A 17,168-nucleotide genomic window follows, 5' to 3' on the forward strand; every position below is an offset into this window, starting at 1 on the left:
TTTATTTTGATAAATAAGTTTTTTGATTTCATGAATTAGATGATTGCTTATAAGTGGGTTTAACAAAGTATTTTGCTCATTTGATATCCAAACTACTTTATTTTGAAATAAAGCTATTACAGCAATATTAACAAAACTTTAATTGTCTAGTAAATAATTATTAGTGGAGATATTAATATGGGATGGTGTTAAAGAAAGATAGTAAAAAACATCAAGGATGAATGAAATCCATTTGGTATGATATGGATATATCCAATGTGAGGGGGATTTGATGTATCAAGTAAAGGGGTATTTTTCATCATTAAAAGGAAGTTATTATGAGATTGGAAAGCAACAAGGGGAATTCGTGAAACAAAATCCATATCTCATCCCGCAATTTATACACGAAGAAAATGTAATATCTAATAACCATTGGACAGAATCGAGAAATATACTAAACAAACATTGTCCAGGCATAAATGAAGAAATTGAAGGGTTTTGTGAAGTGTTAAAAATTCCTTCAAAAAATATGATGTATTACTATCAAACACTATTGAAAGCAGGTTGTAGTCATTGTGCAGTATTACCTAAAAAGACCGATTTAGAGCACACATATGTATTAAGGAATTATGATTTGTCACCAGTAATAGATGATATGCGTTTTTGCTCGACGCATGTTGAAGGTGCGTATGCACATAGTGGTTTTTCTACTCAATATTTTGGTCGAACAGAAGGGGTTAACGAACATGGATTATCTGTTACATTTTCAGCATGTGGTCAACCAGTAGGAAACATTGCAGGTTTAAGAAAGCCAATGGTAAATGGTTTACAGTGTTTTGCAGTAATTCGACTGTTGTTGGAGAAATGTAAAAATGTGCAGAAAGCTAAGTTACTAATAGAAGAAATACCAATTGCTAGTAATATTAATTTAATAGTAGCTGATCCTTTAAACGCAGTACATATTGAAATATTTGACGGTCATAAATCCACAACAACGATTGATGGTGACAACCAAGCTTTTATTGTATCAACAAACCATGCAGTTAGTTCATCAATTCAGAAATTAAATAATAGGAAATTAGAACAATCTACAAAGAGATATCATGTTTTACATGAGCATTTAAATAGATATGAACAAGTGAGCATAGAGTCTTTAAAAAAGTTAGTAGAAGAAGAATATCCTGATGGACTTACTGTACATAACTATGAAGAATGGTTTGGAACTTTACATTCTGTATTATTCGATTTACATGATCGTACAATGAAGATTTGTTTCGGATCACCACTTTTAAATGACTGGTATTCATTGAAAGTTGGAGGAAGTATGCCGTTTTCTGAGGTGAACGTGAACTTTAAAAATAAAACTTATACTGACTTTTGGAAGGAAGTTAAGAATGAATTAATGCCTAAAAAATAAATGGGATAAGATGGTAATATGAAGAGTGCATTTATACTGGAGGGATTATCAATGCTAAAAGTTATGTTACCATTTGTTCTTATCTTTTTTCTTGTCCTTACGATGTATATTGCTTATCAAAAGAGAAAAAAATCCGGGATAAAAGGATTGCAAAGTGCGTTAACTTCTATTTGCTTTTTTTCACTCGCAATCTTAAATATGTTTGCATATTGGTTTCATTTTGGCGGTGCTTTTACTTGGTTATTTTCAATTGTATTATGGCTAGTTGGTGCATATTTTACTAAATATATTCCAATATCTAAAAAGGTACATTAAAGTTTATAAGAGTTAAATATAATGTTTACTTTATTTTGAAAAGAGATTATTCTACTAGATCGTTGTGAAACGGTTTCATAGGATAATCTCTTTTGTTTAGTTTTGGAAAGAACGTACTGTGATTTTTAGTTGCTCAATAAATTCTCGAGTTGCAGCACACATATATTTATCTTTTCTATAAATTAGCCCTATTTCAATTATTGGAGTAGGGTTTTCTATTTTAATAGCTTGAATGTTTTTATTTTGTAAAAAGTCTATATATGGTTTGGGTAACACTGTAATTCCCATTCCTTTGGAAACCATTTGGATTAAAGATTCCATCGTACTAATTTCTAAAATTGGCCTTGGTTTAAAGTTTAACTTTTGACAATGAGATGTAATTAGTTCGGTTAAAAAGAAATTTTTAGGCAAAAGAATTAAAGGGTAGTTCTGTAATTCAGCAATAGATACATGGTTACGTTCAGCTAATCGATGACCAGTGGGCACGACTAATGTAAGATCGCTTTTGTATAGAGGGATGGAGATAATCTCTTTATCTTGCACCGGGAGAAATGTAATTCCAATATCTAGTTCGTTTTGTAATAATTTTTCACGAATATCTCCTGTACGAAGCCCTAATACAGAAAGCTCTATATTGGGATATAAATTATTAAAATTTAAAATAGCTGGTGGTAGTAAATAATTTACGACGGTTAACAAAGCCCCTATTGTTAAGGAACCTTGCTGTAATCCGTTTAGGTCCTGAATAGCTGAACGAGCTTGTTCGACTTCATGAAAAATGATTTTACTATGTGATAATAAAACCTTCCCTGCTTCAGTTAAAGATATTTTTTTACCAATTCGATCGAAAAGTGGCATTCCTACTTCATGCTCTAATGCACGTATTTGTTGACTTAGTGAAGGCTGTGAAATATTTAATTTCTCAGCTGCTTTTGTGAAATGTAATTCTTTTGAAACAGCTAAAAAGTATTCAAGTTGTCGTAATTCGATTGGAATCACCTCAAGTATAATAATAGGTTATACCTATCATTATTATATAAATAATTGAATTGAACAATGATTTTAGAGGTTTTATAATCATCTTTATATAGCAGAGAGGGTTGTAAAAATTAATCGAGAGAAAATACATGTAACACCTGTAAAGGAGGAAATAGAATGGCTAATGAATATCGATTATTATCTTTAAATATAGGATTACCAAAAGAGGTTACATACGGCGGAAAAGTAATTCATACAGGCATAAATAAGAAACAAGTAAAGGAACCAGTATATTTATCCTTTGTAAAATTTAATGGGGATGGACAAGCTGACTTAGTTCATCATGGAGGAGTAGATAAAGCAGTTTGTGTTTATACTGGTGATCACTATCCATACTGGGAAAAAGAATTGAATCAAGATCTTGTATATGGGGCTTTCGGAGAAAATATAACAGTTAGTGGTATGCACGAAGAGGATGTTTGTATTGGTGATACGTTTGAGCTAGGACAGGCAATCGTACAGGTAACACAGCCAAGGCAACCTTGTTTTAAATTAGCAAAAAAATATAATATTCCAAAGTTACCACTATATTTTCAAGAAACAGGATATACAGGATTTTATTTTCGTGTATTAAAAGAAGGATGGGTATCATCAGTCGATACCTTAAAAAAACTACAGTCTGATCCAAAAGGTGTTTCAGTAGCGTTTGCTAATCGTATCATGCATAAGGAAAAACAAAATATTGAAGGGGTAAAAAGGATATTAGAAGTAAATGCACTTTCAAATAGTTGGAGAAAGTCTTTTGAAAAGCGTATAAGTGGAGAAGAAATTAATACGAAGGAAAGACTTGAAGGGATAAAAGAATAAAAATATTTTATTATAAATAGTGTATTTCTATTAGTAAAAGCTAATTAGAAAGCGCTATTTTTATATAATAAACTAATTAATATCCAGAAATCTTAATATTGTTTTATTCGACTTATTTTCAAATAGTCAAAACATAAAATTAATTAGACTTTTTTTTTATGTTTTATGATAGTATATTGATTGGTAAGACCTCTATTTTTAAGAGTAGGTCATATAAGTATATCTAATTTAATGGAATTTAATATTTGGAGGTACAACATGGGGAATGTTGAAAAATTGGCAAGTCTTCTAATAGAAGAACCGAAAAGAGAGCAGTTATTTCCTTTATTTGAAGAAGTGTTTGGAATTAAAACTCAAACATTGAATGATTTTTCGGATAAAGGATATTGGGATGATACATATAAAGCTTTATCGTTTTTACAAGAAGATAAAGTGATTGCAAATGTTGCGGCATTTTCACTCCCATTATTAATTAATGGTGAAAAAATAAATGCAGCGGGTATTCAATCAGTAATGACACACCCTAATTTCCGTAGACAAGGGCTAATGACACAATTAATGGGTAAAATGATAGAAGAAATCGATAAGAAATGTGAATGTGCATTATTGTTTACGGAAAAACCTGAACTATATACAGCATTTGGGTTTAAAGTTGTGCAGGAATATTTGATGACTATACCATATGATAAAAATATTAATAATAACGATTCACTACTTAAAAAGTTAGATTTCTATAATATAGAGAATAGACAGTTAATACATGAAACTATTGATAGTAGCCAAAGACTTTCAAATAGTTTTTCAACTTTAAACTTCCATCCTTCATTTTATTTGAATATGTATGATTCGGAATGGAATGAGAAATTGTATTATTCAGAGAAACTAGATGCTCTAATCGTTTATGAAGTAGACAATGAAAAGTTGAAATTATTTGGAGTATTTGCGCCAGTACTTCCGGTTTTAGATGAATTATGTGGAGAAATCAATGAAAGGTTTACGGAAATCGAATTTTATTTTTCTCCGGATCAATTAGGGGTTGAGGATGTACAGTTTACAGAATTACAGTCTAGCAAGTATTTAATGGTTCGAGGTGATAAAGAGTTAGATTTTAAAGGTTATAAATTCCCAGTATTAGCGGAGTTTTAAATGACTATATAAATGCTTTATTATGGAGGAGCTATGAATATATCGTATATACCAGAACGTATTGAGCAACTCACTATAATGAATGTACCTGAGTACTATAAGATTAATGATAATCATGCGTTTATTGTCCGTTCGAAAGCAGAAACCGATTTTTGGCTTAAAACACATTATGGTTTTGAAGTAATGAATGGTCATGTATTTTATAATGAGATGATGACAGACTTTCAAGCTGAAGTTCAGTTACGTATGAATCCAAATTCAAAATTCGATCAAGCAGGTCTTTTTGTTATGATTTCGGAGAACTGTTGGCTAAAAACATCTTTAGAATATATCCCTGAAGGGCCATCTCACTTAGGTGCTGTCGTAACGAATAATGGATATTCTGACTGGTCAACGCAAGATTATCCAACTGAAGCAGCTAAGCAACAACTTTGTTTTCGAATTATTCGAAAACGCGGTGATTATACAATATATGTGAAAAAGAGCCATCAATGGGAACAAATAAGAATCGCTCATTTAATGGAGGATATAGGGAATGAGCCTATTAAAATAGGTTTTTACACGTGTAGTCCTTCTAAAAATAAGGGATTTGAGACTGAGTTTTTAAATTTTACAATTGAAGAAATATAGATGAAAAACCGTATTCTTTTCATTAAGAATGCGGTTTTTGTATTTACATAATATAAAGCACATTTATTGACCAGAAAGTCATTAATACTTATCATTTAATAATGTTAAATATTAATTTACATAATATAATAGAAGTAATGAAGAAATTACAAAATATATCGCTTAAATAAGGAGGGATATGAATTATTCAGTGGTAATTTCATGGGAAAAGGAGATTATGTATGAAATCATTTCGTAAGTTATTACAGTATTTAAAACCATACATGTTCTTCGCTATTATTGGGCCGCTATTTATGGTACTTGAGGTTGCGATGGACTTAATTCAACCGACTATTATGCAACATATCATTGATGTTGGGATTGCAAATCGGGATTTAAATTATGTAATAAAAATGGGGCTTCTTATGATAGGAGCAGCAGCACTCGGTTTAGTTGGAGGGCTTGGGTGTATGATGTATTCTACAAAAGCAGCTGTTAATTTCGCTACAGACATACGAAAAGATGTGTTTGCGAAAATAGAAACATTTTCTAGTAATAATCGGGACTCATTTGGAACAGGTAAATTATTAACGATCGTAACAAATGATATCACTTCTATTCAATCGGCAATGACGATGACATTACGTGTTCTGGTTCGTGGTCCACTGTTATTTATCGGAAGTATAATTATTGTTTTTGTAACAGCGCGAGAGTTATTTCCAATATTACTTGTAGTTGTTCCGATTTTATTACTTGCGATTATTTTAATTGCAAGTAAAGCAAGTGGTACATTTAAAAAGGTGCAAGAGGCATTGGACAAAGTGAATACAAAGCTACAAGAAAATTTATCTGGTGTGCGTGTTATAAAAGCGTATGTAAGACAAAAATACGAAATCGCTCAATTTGGAAATGTAAATACAAATTTAACGAAGATAAATATTCGAGCTGTGCAACTTATTTCTTTAATGATGCCAATCATTATGCTAGTTGTAAGTGGCGGGATTGTCGCAACATTATGGATTGGTGGAGAAAAAGTATTCAATGGAACGCTTCAAGTAGGAGCGATTTTGGCATTTATTAATTACTTGAATATCATTTTAATGTCACTTATGTCGATTAGCATGGTATTTATTCAAATTGCGCGAGCTTTTCCATCTGCGGATCGTGTACAGCAAGTGTTAAATACCGAGGTTGATATTATAAGCGAAGCGAATGCGATCGAAGCTGAGAAAATCGAGGGGAATATCGAATTTAAAAATGTTAGTTATAGCTATACGAAAAATAATGAATACGTTTTAAAAGATATTTCGTTTAGCATACAAAAAGGTGAAAAAGTAGGGATTATTGGATCAACTGGAAGTGGTAAATCTACCTTAGCGAAACTGTTACCACGTCTATATGATGTGGATCAAGGTGAAATATGTATAGATGGAATAAATGTTAAAACATATGATTTGCAAAAACTCCGTGCTTCAATAGGGTTTGTACCTCAGAAGGCATTGTTGTTCTCAGGTAGTATAGAAGAGAATTTACGTTATGGTAAAGAAGATGCAACACATGATGAGCTGGAAGTAGCAGCTGCATCAGCTTGTGCGACTGAGTTTATCAATAAGCTGGAAGAATCTTATCAATATAATTTAACACAAGGTGCGACAAATCTATCAGGTGGACAAAAACAACGTGTATCAATTGCAAGGGCACTTGTGAGAAAACCGCCGATTCTCATATTAGATGATTCTACATCAGCAGTTGATGCGAAATCAGAGGCTACTATTCAAACAGCTTTAAAAACAAAATATAAAGGCACAACGACTTTATTAATTGCGTCCAAAATTTCTTCCATAATGGATGCGGATAAAATACTTGTATTAGATAATGGTGAATTAGTTGGCAATGGTACACATGAACAATTGTTAGAACAAAGTGAGGTTTATCAGGAAATTTATCTTTCCCAAGGTGGTAATTTGCATAAAGAAGGTGGGGAAGAACATGCGTAATTTTCAAGGGCAATTTGCTAATAAAGGTGGACGAAACACGCCAAAGATGGGGAAAGCTAAAAATGCTCAAGGAACTGTAATGCGGATATGGAACTATATGGGCTACCAAAAAGCTGCTCTTATGTTTGTTATATTTCTAGTCGTTGTTACTACTTTACTTGGATTATTAGGTCCCTATTTTATGGGGGTCATTATAGATCAATATATTGTACCGAAAGATTTAAGTGGTACAGCAAGAATGTGTATGTTACTTATCGCGATTTACGGTGTAACTGTACTTTTAACATGGTTACAAACATTTGTCATGATTAACGTTGCATTAAAAACAATTCAAAAAATACGACAAGATATTTTTGAGAAAATCCAAACGCTTTCTTTACGGTTCTTTGATGTGCGTTCCCAAGGTGATTTAATGAGCCGTGTGACAAATGATATAGATAATTTGAATCAAGCTTTGACACAAAGTGTTGTACAAATTATTTCATCAGCGTTAACTTTTATAGGTGTAACGATTGCGATGTTCGCTTTAAATTGGATTTTAGCAATTGTAACTTTAATTACAGTACCTATTATGTTTTACGTTACAAAAAAACTAGTTGCATATAGTGGTAAAAACTTTGCGAAGCGTCAAAAAGATTTAGGTGAATTAAATGGATTTATTGAGGAAGCAATTACAGGTGCGGATGTTACAACGTTGTATGGAAAAGAAAAAGAAACTGTACAAAATTTCAATAAAATTAATGAACAGCTAAGAGTTTCAGCTACGAAGGCTGATACATTTTCAGCTTTTATTTTTCCAAGTATGAACTTTATTAATAACTTAGGTATGGGGCTTGTCATTGGGGCTGGATCAGTTATGGTCTTAAACGGAATGACAACAGTAGGAGTTATTGCGGCTTTTATTAATTATTCTCGTCAATTCTCAAGACCGCTAAGTCAATTTGCGACTTTAATGAATACAATTCAAGCGGCAGTTGCTGGTGGAGAACGTGTTTTTGAGATTATGGATGAGGTACCAGAAATTCAAAATAAAAAAGACGCATTTGTTGTACAAAATTTACAAGGGCATGTTACACTTGAGAATGTTTCATTTGGCTACGCAGAAAATAAAACAATTTTAAAAGAAGTGAGTCTTAAAGCGCAGCCAGGAGAGACAATTGCTTTAGTTGGTCCGACTGGATCAGGGAAAACAACAATCATTAATTTGTTAACTCGCTTTTACGATATACAGCAAGGACAAATTCATATTGATGGAAAAGATATAAAAGATTATGATATTAATTCTTTACGAAGTAAAATTGGAGTAGTTTTACAGGATACGTATTTATTTGCTGGTTCAATTATGGATAATATCCGTTATGGACGCTTAGATGCTACTGATGAAGAAGTTATCACTGCAGCTAAGGCAGCATCTGCACATTCTTTTATTAAGCATTTGCCAAATCAATATGAAACAGAAATTGCTTCAGAAGGATCGAATTTAAGTCAAGGACAAAAACAACTTCTTGCGATTGCACGAGCAATTTTAGCAGATGCAGATATATTAATTCTCGATGAAGCGACATCTAATATTGACACAAGAACAGAATTACAAATACAAGCAGGACTAAATAATTTAATGAGAGGTCGCACAAGTTTTGTGATCGCTCACCGACTTAAAACAATTGAAAAAGCAGATCAAATCCTTGTTATAAAGGATGGGGGAATTTTAGAAAGAGGGGATCATGAATCTCTCATGGAAGATAAAGGGTTTTATTTTGATTTGTATACGAGCCAATTTAAAATTTAATATAAAAAATGAGGTTTCTCTAGAAAAGAGAAGCCTCATTTTTTATATTTGTAAATTTTATGAATCACTTTTCTAACCAAATTAATTATCCGACCTGAAAAATACTTATACTTGCAGATACATTTGTTAAAGAGCCACCATCACTATTTGAGAGAGTGATAGTACCTGCTGAAGAGGTGTTATTTATTAAAGTCAATGTTGAAGGAACAACTGTTACGGTAAAAGCAGCAGTACCTTGATTTATTGTATGTGGTGACCCCGTACCAAAACGTCCACCTGAAATTGGTGTACCATTTAGTTCGAGGGAGAATTGGTTTTCGCGAGAAGCTTGTAATTGAAACTCTGCTACATATGTTCCTAGTGTATTAATTATAATATTTCCAGTACCTGTGATGTGGCTAAGGGCAGTTCCTGTTATAGGTCCATTTGTGTTAAAAGTAACACTACTTCCTACTGCAATTGATTGGTTAGTAGTATCAAAAACATATAGATAGTTTGTTAATCCTACACTAGCCGCCCCAGTAGGCCCGGTGGAACCGGTAGAGCCAGTATGTCCAGTAGCCCCAGTAGAACCGGTGAAGCCAGTAGGCCCGGTGGAACCAGTGAAGCCAGTAGGCCCGGTGGAACCAGTGAAGCCAGTAGGCCCGGTGGAACCAGTGAAGCCAGTAGGCCCGGTGGAACCAGTGAAGCCAGTAGGCCCGGTGGAACCAGTGGAGCCAGTAGAACCGGTAGGTCCAGTGGAGCCAGTAAGTCCAGTAGAACCGGTAGGCCCAGTAGGCCCGGTGGAACCAGTAGAACCGGTAGGCCCAGTAGGTCCAGTGGAACCAGTGAAACCAGTGAAACCAATGGAGCCAGTAGCCCCAGTAGGCCCGGTAGGCCCAGTAGGTCCAGTGGAACCGGTAGAGCCAGTTGGTCCAGTAGGAGAATGTGGGAGAATAATACGGTTAATATCTAAAAGTGAAAAGTTAATGAACATATCTTTGTTTTGATAATCTATCGAAATCACCTCACTAGCATGTTTAAAGAAATAGTAAAGTAATAATTTTTATAGGTATTTCATTTCTATATTATTAATGCAACTTATTTTGGAAACAGTAAATAGCTATCATGACTATAGGGTATTAATTTTTAACCTAAATTTTAATAAAACCTTTATTAAAGATAAAGAGCGCTTTTAAAGGCGCTCTGAGACAAGTTTCATGTTGAAAAAGGGAATTGAGGATATTATGTGCATGCTGTTTTAGAATGTTGTAAATTTTTAATTAAAAATAAAAAGATCTTATAAAAATTTAAAATTTGTATTATTAGATAGTCACCATACAATAAAATATGCTTGTTTGATATAAATGTGTGTCAAATTTACCAAAATATATTTTGGCATGCATAAGAAAAATAAAATACTTTGTTAGCAAATACTAGCGGCTTCAGTGACAGATGGTAGAAAGAGTTTACGTGGTATTGTAATAATCTCAAGCGCAATTTGCGTTGAATATAGGAGTATTGGAGTTAAATCTAAAGCGAGTGTTAAAAGTATTATGAAGCTTGTAAGAATTACAAAACTACCCCAAAAGAAACTTTTTGAAGTGTTGCGGAAATCTTTTATTAAGGAAAAGAAAGAAAAAGATGCGGTAACAATAAGAATGAAAATTTTATACTTATCAGACATTATAACCCTCCCAAAGAACAGTGACTTATATTATACCGTATTTTTCAATATTATTATAAAAAGATTTTAAAGTGAATAATAAGAAAAAAATAAAGCCATAACTTAAAACATTAGTTTAGGTTCTATTGTTTGAATTCTTTGTTTTAGAAGGTATATAATTTGAAATTTAAAATTTTCCAAATGAATTACCATTTTTTATTTCTGATCCAACATCAGGTGCTCAATGAAATGGTATGAAAGATTATAGGCTAGTGATACGAGATTGAATAAGAGGAATCTGCGTGCAGCAAGAGTCCTAGCTCAGATTTCTACTAGAGAAAAGTATTTAGTTGGAGTTGGTATGTTAATAAAAAAAGGATGGATGTGGAAACTAAATATTCAAGACATTAAGGATAAAGGTCAGGAAATATAATTTGGTATTCTGGGAATAACCGGAGGTCCGTAGTTAAAGTTGCATAGAATTTGTATTTTGTTTCTAATTTTTCAATTGTTGTTAAGTGATGAGAACCTAGTCCACGCTGTACACTATGTTGAGAAAGAGTCGGCCCAATTTGTAATTTTCGTTTTTTCATTGCATCGTTCCATGGACTATAAAAAAATTTAAAAATAAAAGCAGGTTCTATGTAAATGTTATAAGGATAATGCGAACCATGTCTCCCGACTCTATAGTTCCCGTGCGAATTATTGTGAATTAATCTACCGTTAAGATATAGTTGATTTGGATTAGGTTGAATTATTATGCCATGGTAACGTTGTTTAACAAGCGGAGAACTATATCTTGGATTAGTGTAGCCATAAGTCGGATCATCAATCATCATAATCATTCTTATTGAAAACATATTGCCGCCCATAGTGTTAAGTGATTTGAAAAATTGTTCTTTATTATAACAGCACAGGAATTCTGTCGTATTTAATACCATTTTCCATCCTGTAAGTTCTCTTTCAATTTCCATAACTTCTTGATCAACTAAATAAGCATCAAATTCGAATGATTTTGAGTTTCGTATTTCCCAATTAGGAGCGAATGTTTTACAGATTTCAACTGAACGATCAGTGGATCCACGGTTAATAAGAATGCCATGATCAAATAGCTTTGTATGGTGCATTAACCACCACGGAAGTAAATATTCTTCATTGTAAAAATGAGAAATTAAAGTAGTCTTAATCAAAATCACCTCCGTATTTAACCTGCTTCTTATTTAATATGATATGGAAGGAAACCTATTGTTAGAAGGTCTCCTCTTAAAAGTTTTAAACCACATAGGGTATGTGGATGGATTAGTATGTAAAGTAGTCTGAATGATAAAGAGTGGTATTAAAAAGTACAAAATCTAAAATGAGCATCGAATTAGTGTATAACGATTGAAACGGCACTGAAAACTAATAAAACAGCCATAATGATGTTAAATAATTGATTATGTTTTAATAAAAATTTTTGGAACATGGAACCAAAAAGGCTCCAACTAAATGTACTCAGTAAACCGACTATACCTAGAAATAATGAGAAAAGTAGAAAACTTGAATATGAATTGTAGTAAGGGAGTATAAAAGTAGAGACTACTGTGAGTCCGAATAATATTCCTTTAGGGTTAATAAATTGAAGGAAAATACCCACTGTAAATAAGTTTTTATTATTTTTTTCATTGTGACCGGCACCGCCTTTACTAGTAATTATTTTAAAGGCTAAATATAGCATATACGCGACACCTAAAATTTTTAAAGGAAATTCAATTATAGGGATAATATTAATTAATACAATATTAAAGAAACTACATAAAGAAGTGAGGATGAAAAAACCAAAAGCTACTCCGAAGCAAAACTTCATGCTTCTTTTTAATCCGTGTTGATTTGCGTATGTCATCGCTAAAAAATTGTTAGGACCAGGTGTGAAGCTACTTATAAATACAAATAACAAAAAAGAAAATATAGGCATTTGGACCCCCTAATTATTTGTGTGTGTTATAATGACCGAAAAGAACAATATAACGTGCGCTTTTTATTATACATAACGGTCGTTATATTGTATAGAGTGTAGGGGTGTGTTTTATGGAAGAAATTCAACTTATACTGGCTAAAAATTTAAAAACAATACGAGAAAAAGAAAAATTAAGTTTAGAAAAAGTTTCCCAATTAACGGGTGTGAGTAAAACGATGATTGGACAAATTGAAAGAGGGGAATCAAGCCCGACACTAACAACAATATGGAAAATTGCAAATGGCTTGAAAGTTTCTTTTACTTCTTTAATCAACACTCCTCAGCCTGATACGAAAGTGATTTTAAGAAAGGATATTCAAGTATTGTCTGAAGACAATGGAAAATATAAAGTGTATCCTTCTTTCCCTTTTCAAGATGGTAGACATTTTGAAATGTATACAGTGGAAATAGAAACAGAAGGGAAATTAAGTTCAGAAGGGCATAAAGAAGGCGCAGAAGAATTTATAACGGTATTTGAAGGTGAATTGACAGTAAAAGTGAATAACTGTCAATATAAATTAAATAGTGGAGATTCAATTCGTTTTAAGGCCGATAGATCACACTCTTATTATAATTTAGGGAAATCTTTGACTCGATTAAGCATGACAATTTATTATCCAACTGCATAAGTTTACATTTATAGTAACAAAAGATAAAACCATCTATAAGAGATGGTTTTTATTTTTTATCATTCACAAAAAAAGACACTCATCTGAGTGTCAACATAGTATTGCTCTCGCGTATAGGATTGGAGTACGTTTCTCAAATACGTATTGAGATGGTTCGTAAAAGAGAAACTGTCTTCATATTTAATGTAACATCGGTGGAAGTCAGTGTAAATTGATAATATATATACGGAAAATTTAGTATAGATAGTTTCTACTATGAATATAGTGCAATTTGTTCTTTAATGCGCCATCACTTTTATGAAATAATTGGGAGGTTTTTATCATGATAGACTTAGTATTTAATAATGTTTATTAGAAAAAGAATGAATCATTTTTTAATCGATTCGTATAATTGTTAGAGAGGCACCTGTTGAACCACCTCCAACCAAATTAACGATGTATAATACGCCGAATAATTGAAGGGAAATTGTATTATCGGCAATTAAATTATTGTTATAATTTGAAGTTGATATAGCGGGAGAAAAAATAGAACCAGGAAGTGGAGTAGAAGCGTTTAATAGTAGTTTTGTTCCAGTGAGTAGAGCAGTTGTCGTATTAACTTGATAGGTTAAATGATATCTTCTGGCTACAGGAATTGTAAATATATCGTTTGAGGCGTTAACTGTAAAATTACCGAGGCTTTGGTTATTAGAAAGAGGAATATTAGTTCCACCTAATACCTAATGTATTATTAGCGAACATAGAGTTTGTTGTAACTATTGACCCAGTACTTCCGGTAGGTCCAGTACTTCCAGTAAGTCTGTATGGAAGAATAATTTCAAGAGCTATTGATACTAGTTCTTCTATTCTTTTTTCATTTTTATCTTGAATTTAAATCACCTCATTTTTAAATTAGAATGCAATAAGTTTCGTGTTTTTGGAATGGAACTATCATTTTATTATATTAATAGTAGTAGTTAAAGCAACGGTAAAATGTTTAATAACTGTATGAATCATTTGGAAAGAAAAAAGAATAGTTATGAAAGTATTCCTTAATAATAGACTCATACTTATGTAAGTTAATTAAAAATATGTGGAATGAGGAATTAAATTGAAGCGGAATGATAAATTATCAATAAATAAAGGTAAGATAGAACCTGAGAATATTGGACCTACATTTCCAGCTCTTCCACCAATATATATTCCAACAGGAGCAACGGGAGCAACAGGAGCAACAGGAGCAACGGGGGCAACAGGAATAACAGGAGCAACAGGAGCAACGGGAGCAACAGGAGCAACAGGAGCAACAGGAGCAACAGGAGCAACAGGAGCAACGGGAGCAACAGGAGCAACAGGAGCAACGGGAGCAACAGGAGCAACGGGTGTAACAGGAGCAACAGGTCCTACTGGGGGGATTGGCCCTATAACAACAACTAATTTGTTATTTTACACTTTTTCAGATGGAGAGAAACTTATATATACAGATGCAGATGGCATAGCTCAATATGGTACAACGAATATACTTTCACCTAGTGAGGTTTCGTATATAAATTTGTTTATCAATGGAATTTTGCAACCACAACCATTCTATGAAGTTAGTACTGGTAAACTAACTTTATTGGATAACCAACCACCATCGCAAGGTTCTTCAATTATTTTACAATTTATTATTATTAATTAAAAAAGACAGATTCTTAATGAAAAGGAATCTGTCTTTTTTGTTCTGAATTACATTCGTTAACATTAAGTGACGATAAATTCAATTGTAATTGGAATTCCGCCGTCTAATGCATCCCCACCAGGAATTGTAATAGCACCAGTAGGACCAGTAGTAACACTGGAGTTCACGCTTGGTTGAAGAATACCGTTCACATATAAGTTGTAATACGTGAAAGTCGGAAAAGCGGTTGCAGTAGTACCCGCATCGTTTAAACAAGCTGTGGCAGCAATTGCAAAAGCCGCACCTGTACCTGTGCCGGCTCCTAGTGTAGATGTAAATCTTCTAGATGCCATAAATGGTTGAATGATAGGCAATTAATTTTCACTCCTTACAATATTTTATTAGAACGAAGTATAAAATAACTTGTCCACTATATTGTATGAGAGTTTTTTATAATAGAAACGGCTCCCCTTTAAAAGGGGAGCCCAATTTTAGTAAAGAAGTGTTCTTTATGTATATGAAAAAATGATGTTGTTACTTGCGGAATATATGTAAATCGTAAATTCGGTTTTTGTATTCAAATTAAAATGTGTCTTTGAACCTAAGAGATAAATGCGGAAAAATAAAATAAACTCTTAAGTTTAGGTATTTAATCTAAGCAGTCAATTATTAAAAACATATAATTAATATGTGAGTCATGAACATAATTAAATAGCGTTTGCAAGTTTAATTATATTTCATGTTTCCTATTTTAAGTCAATATATAACAGATACTCTTTTACAACTTTATGATCCTTATAATAGGAAAAACTCAAATATAAAACAAGTAAGGAGGACATAAATGACAAGTAATAATTGTTTTGGTCATAACCACTGCAATAATCCGATTGTTTTCACTCCAGAATGTTGTAACAATCCACAAACAGTTCCAATTACTAGTGAGCAATTAGGTAGATTAATTACTTTACTAAACTCTTTAATTTCGGCTATTGCAGCGTTTTTTGCAAATCCAAGTGATGCAAACAGATTAGCTTTACTCAATTTGTTTACTCAACTATTGAACTTACTAAATGAATTAGCACCTTCTCCAGAAGGAAACTTCTTAAAACAATTAATTCAAAGTATTATTAATTTACTACAATCTCCTAACCCAAATCTAAGTCAATTACTTTCTTTATTACAACAATTCTACAGTGCTCTTGCACCATTCTTCTTCTCTTTAATTATTGACCCTGCAAGTTTACAACTTTTATTAAACTTATTAACTCAATTAATTGGTGCTACTCCAGGAGGCGGCCCAACAGGCCCAACAGGTCCAACAGGTCCAGGAGGAGGAGCAACAGGTCCAACAGGTCCAACAGGTCCAGGAGGAGGAGCAACAGGTCCAACGGGAGCGACAGGTCCAACAGGCCCAACAGGAGCGACAGGTCCAGCAGGTACTGGTGGCGCAACAGGTTTAACAGGAGCAACAGGCCCAACGGGAGCAACAGGCCCAACGGGAGCAACAGGTTTAACTGGTGCAACAGGCTTAACAGGAGCAACGGGAGCAACAGGTCCAACAGGAGCAACAGGTCCAACAGGAGCAACAGGTTTAACTGGTGCAACAGGCTTAACAGGTGCAACAGGTGCAACTGGTGGCGGAGCTATTATTCCGTTTGCTTCAGGTACAACACCAGCAGCGTTAGTTAATGCGTTAGTAGCTAATACAGGAACTCTTCTTGGATTTGGATTTAGTCAGCCTGGTATAGCATTAACGGGTGGAACAAGTATCACATTAGCATTAGGTGTAGGTGATTATGCATTTGTAGCACCACGCGCAGGGGTTATTACGTCATTAGCAGGTTTCTTTAGTGCAACAGCTGCATTAGCTCCATTATCACCTGTTCAAGTGCAAATACAAATATTAACTGCACCTGCAGCAAGCAATACGTTTACAGTACAAGGCGCACCTCTATTATTAACACCAGCATTTGCCGCAATAGCGATTGGTTCTACAGCATCAGGAATCATACCTGAAGCTATTCCAGTAGCAGCCGGGGATAAAATACTGTTATATGTTTCATTAACAGCAGCAAGTCCAATAGCTGCAGTTGCTGGATTTGTAAGTGCAGGTATTAATATCGTTTAATTTGTTACATTTAGTAGGAAATTAAACAGGGGTT

General features: G+C 33.4%; 16 protein-coding genes and 1 pseudogene. 10 read left to right on the forward strand and 7 right to left on the reverse strand.

Translation table 11 applies throughout. The features are described 5' to 3' along the window. The first annotated feature begins 271 nt into the window (after window positions 1-271). Window positions 272-1,396 carry a C45 family autoproteolytic acyltransferase/hydrolase gene (locus DN399_RS11425; RefSeq protein ID WP_086389119.1) on the forward strand — a complete coding sequence of 375 codons (1,125 nt, stop codon included), beginning with the start codon at window positions 272-274 and terminating at the stop codon, window positions 1,394-1,396. 51 nt (window positions 1,397-1,447) lie between these two features. Further along, a complete protein-coding gene (locus DN399_RS11430) occupies window positions 1,448-1,711 on the forward strand; it encodes a hypothetical protein (protein ID WP_006924133.1) in 264 nt (87 codons plus the stop codon). A gap of 96 nt (window positions 1,712-1,807) precedes the next feature. Here DN399_RS11430 and DN399_RS11435 read toward each other — a convergent pair whose 3' ends face one another. Further along, entirely contained in the window at window positions 1,808-2,710 is a 903-nt protein-coding gene (locus DN399_RS11435; protein WP_006924135.1) for a LysR family transcriptional regulator, read from the reverse strand. 156 nt (window positions 2,711-2,866) lie between these two features. Here DN399_RS11435 and DN399_RS11440 point away from each other — a divergent pair, with 156 nt between their 5' ends. From DN399_RS11440 to DN399_RS11460, 5 genes are all read left to right on the forward strand, one after another. Next, window positions 2,867-3,556: an MOSC domain-containing protein gene (locus tag DN399_RS11440; RefSeq protein WP_006924137.1), complete on the forward strand. Its 690-nt coding sequence runs from the start codon at window positions 2,867-2,869 to the stop codon at window positions 3,554-3,556. Between the two features lie 258 nt (window positions 3,557-3,814). Beyond that, window positions 3,815-4,702, forward strand: a complete 888-nt coding sequence (locus DN399_RS11445) for a GNAT family N-acetyltransferase (protein WP_006924139.1) — start codon at window positions 3,815-3,817, stop codon at window positions 4,700-4,702. 33 nt (window positions 4,703-4,735) lie between these two features. Continuing rightward, entirely contained in the window at window positions 4,736-5,332 is a 597-nt protein-coding gene (locus DN399_RS11450; RefSeq protein ID WP_001027679.1) for a DUF1349 domain-containing protein, read from the forward strand. 221 nt (window positions 5,333-5,553) lie between these two features. Beyond that, on the forward strand, window positions 5,554-7,308 hold the full coding sequence (locus DN399_RS11455; protein ID WP_006924152.1) for an ABC transporter ATP-binding protein: 1,755 nt from the start codon (window positions 5,554-5,556) through the stop codon (window positions 7,306-7,308). Beyond that, window positions 7,301-9,097 carry an ABC transporter ATP-binding protein gene (locus DN399_RS11460; RefSeq protein ID WP_149149565.1) on the forward strand — a complete coding sequence of 599 codons (1,797 nt, stop codon included), beginning with the start codon at window positions 7,301-7,303 and terminating at the stop codon, window positions 9,095-9,097. Before DN399_RS11455 ends, DN399_RS11460 begins: the two co-directional genes overlap by 8 nt. Window positions 9,098-9,182: 85 nt before the next feature. Here the strand turns inward: DN399_RS11460 and DN399_RS28730 are convergent, their stop codons facing one another. The 4 genes from DN399_RS28730 to DN399_RS11480 all read right to left on the reverse strand — a co-directional run bounded on the left by DN399_RS28730 (window position 9,183) and on the right by DN399_RS11480 (window position 12,696). Next, window positions 9,183-10,073: a collagen-like triple helix repeat-containing protein gene (locus tag DN399_RS28730; RefSeq protein WP_149150114.1), complete on the reverse strand. Its 891-nt coding sequence runs from the start codon at window positions 10,071-10,073 to the stop codon at window positions 9,183-9,185. A gap of 429 nt (window positions 10,074-10,502) precedes the next feature. After that, window positions 10,503-10,763, reverse strand: a complete 261-nt coding sequence (locus DN399_RS11470) for a hypothetical protein (RefSeq protein WP_078993328.1) — start codon at window positions 10,761-10,763, stop codon at window positions 10,503-10,505. Between the two features lie 386 nt (window positions 10,764-11,149). Further along, window positions 11,150-11,932 carry a glycosyltransferase family 2 protein gene (locus tag DN399_RS11475; RefSeq protein ID WP_149149566.1) on the reverse strand — a complete coding sequence of 261 codons (783 nt, stop codon included), beginning with the start codon at window positions 11,930-11,932 and terminating at the stop codon, window positions 11,150-11,152. 179 nt (window positions 11,933-12,111) lie between these two features. Further along, window positions 12,112-12,696, reverse strand: a complete 585-nt coding sequence (locus DN399_RS11480) for a LysE family transporter (RefSeq protein WP_149149567.1) — start codon at window positions 12,694-12,696, stop codon at window positions 12,112-12,114. A gap of 113 nt (window positions 12,697-12,809) precedes the next feature. Here DN399_RS11480 and DN399_RS11485 point away from each other — a divergent pair, with 113 nt between their 5' ends. Continuing rightward, entirely contained in the window at window positions 12,810-13,367 is a 558-nt protein-coding gene (locus DN399_RS11485) for a helix-turn-helix domain-containing protein (protein ID WP_006924162.1), read from the forward strand. A gap of 374 nt (window positions 13,368-13,741) precedes the next feature. On the opposite strand, the pseudogene DN399_RS11490 reads toward DN399_RS11485, so the two are convergent. Then, window positions 13,742-14,237 (reverse strand): annotated as a pseudogene (locus DN399_RS11490) (BclA C-terminal domain-containing protein). Between the two features lie 220 nt (window positions 14,238-14,457). Between DN399_RS11490 and DN399_RS11495 the strand changes: the two are divergent. Then, window positions 14,458-15,027 carry a DUF4183 domain-containing protein gene (locus DN399_RS11495; RefSeq protein ID WP_149149568.1) on the forward strand — a complete coding sequence of 190 codons (570 nt, stop codon included), beginning with the start codon at window positions 14,458-14,460 and terminating at the stop codon, window positions 15,025-15,027. Between the two features lie 62 nt (window positions 15,028-15,089). Here the strand turns inward: DN399_RS11495 and DN399_RS11500 are convergent, their stop codons facing one another. Further along, on the reverse strand, window positions 15,090-15,380 hold the full coding sequence (locus DN399_RS11500; RefSeq protein ID WP_001121647.1) for a DUF4183 domain-containing protein: 291 nt from the start codon (window positions 15,378-15,380) through the stop codon (window positions 15,090-15,092). 467 nt (window positions 15,381-15,847) lie between these two features. Between DN399_RS11500 and DN399_RS11505 the strand changes: the two genes are divergently transcribed. Next, on the forward strand, window positions 15,848-17,134 hold the full coding sequence (locus DN399_RS11505) for an exosporium glycoprotein BclB-related protein (RefSeq protein ID WP_149149569.1): 1,287 nt from the start codon (window positions 15,848-15,850) through the stop codon (window positions 17,132-17,134). Window positions 17,135-17,168 lie beyond the last annotated feature (34 nt).

The sequence above is a fragment of the Bacillus sp. AR4-2 genome (genome assembly GCF_008274865.1).
GTDB classification, from domain to species: Bacteria; Bacillota; Bacilli; order Bacillales; family Bacillaceae_G; genus Bacillus_A; species Bacillus_A cereus.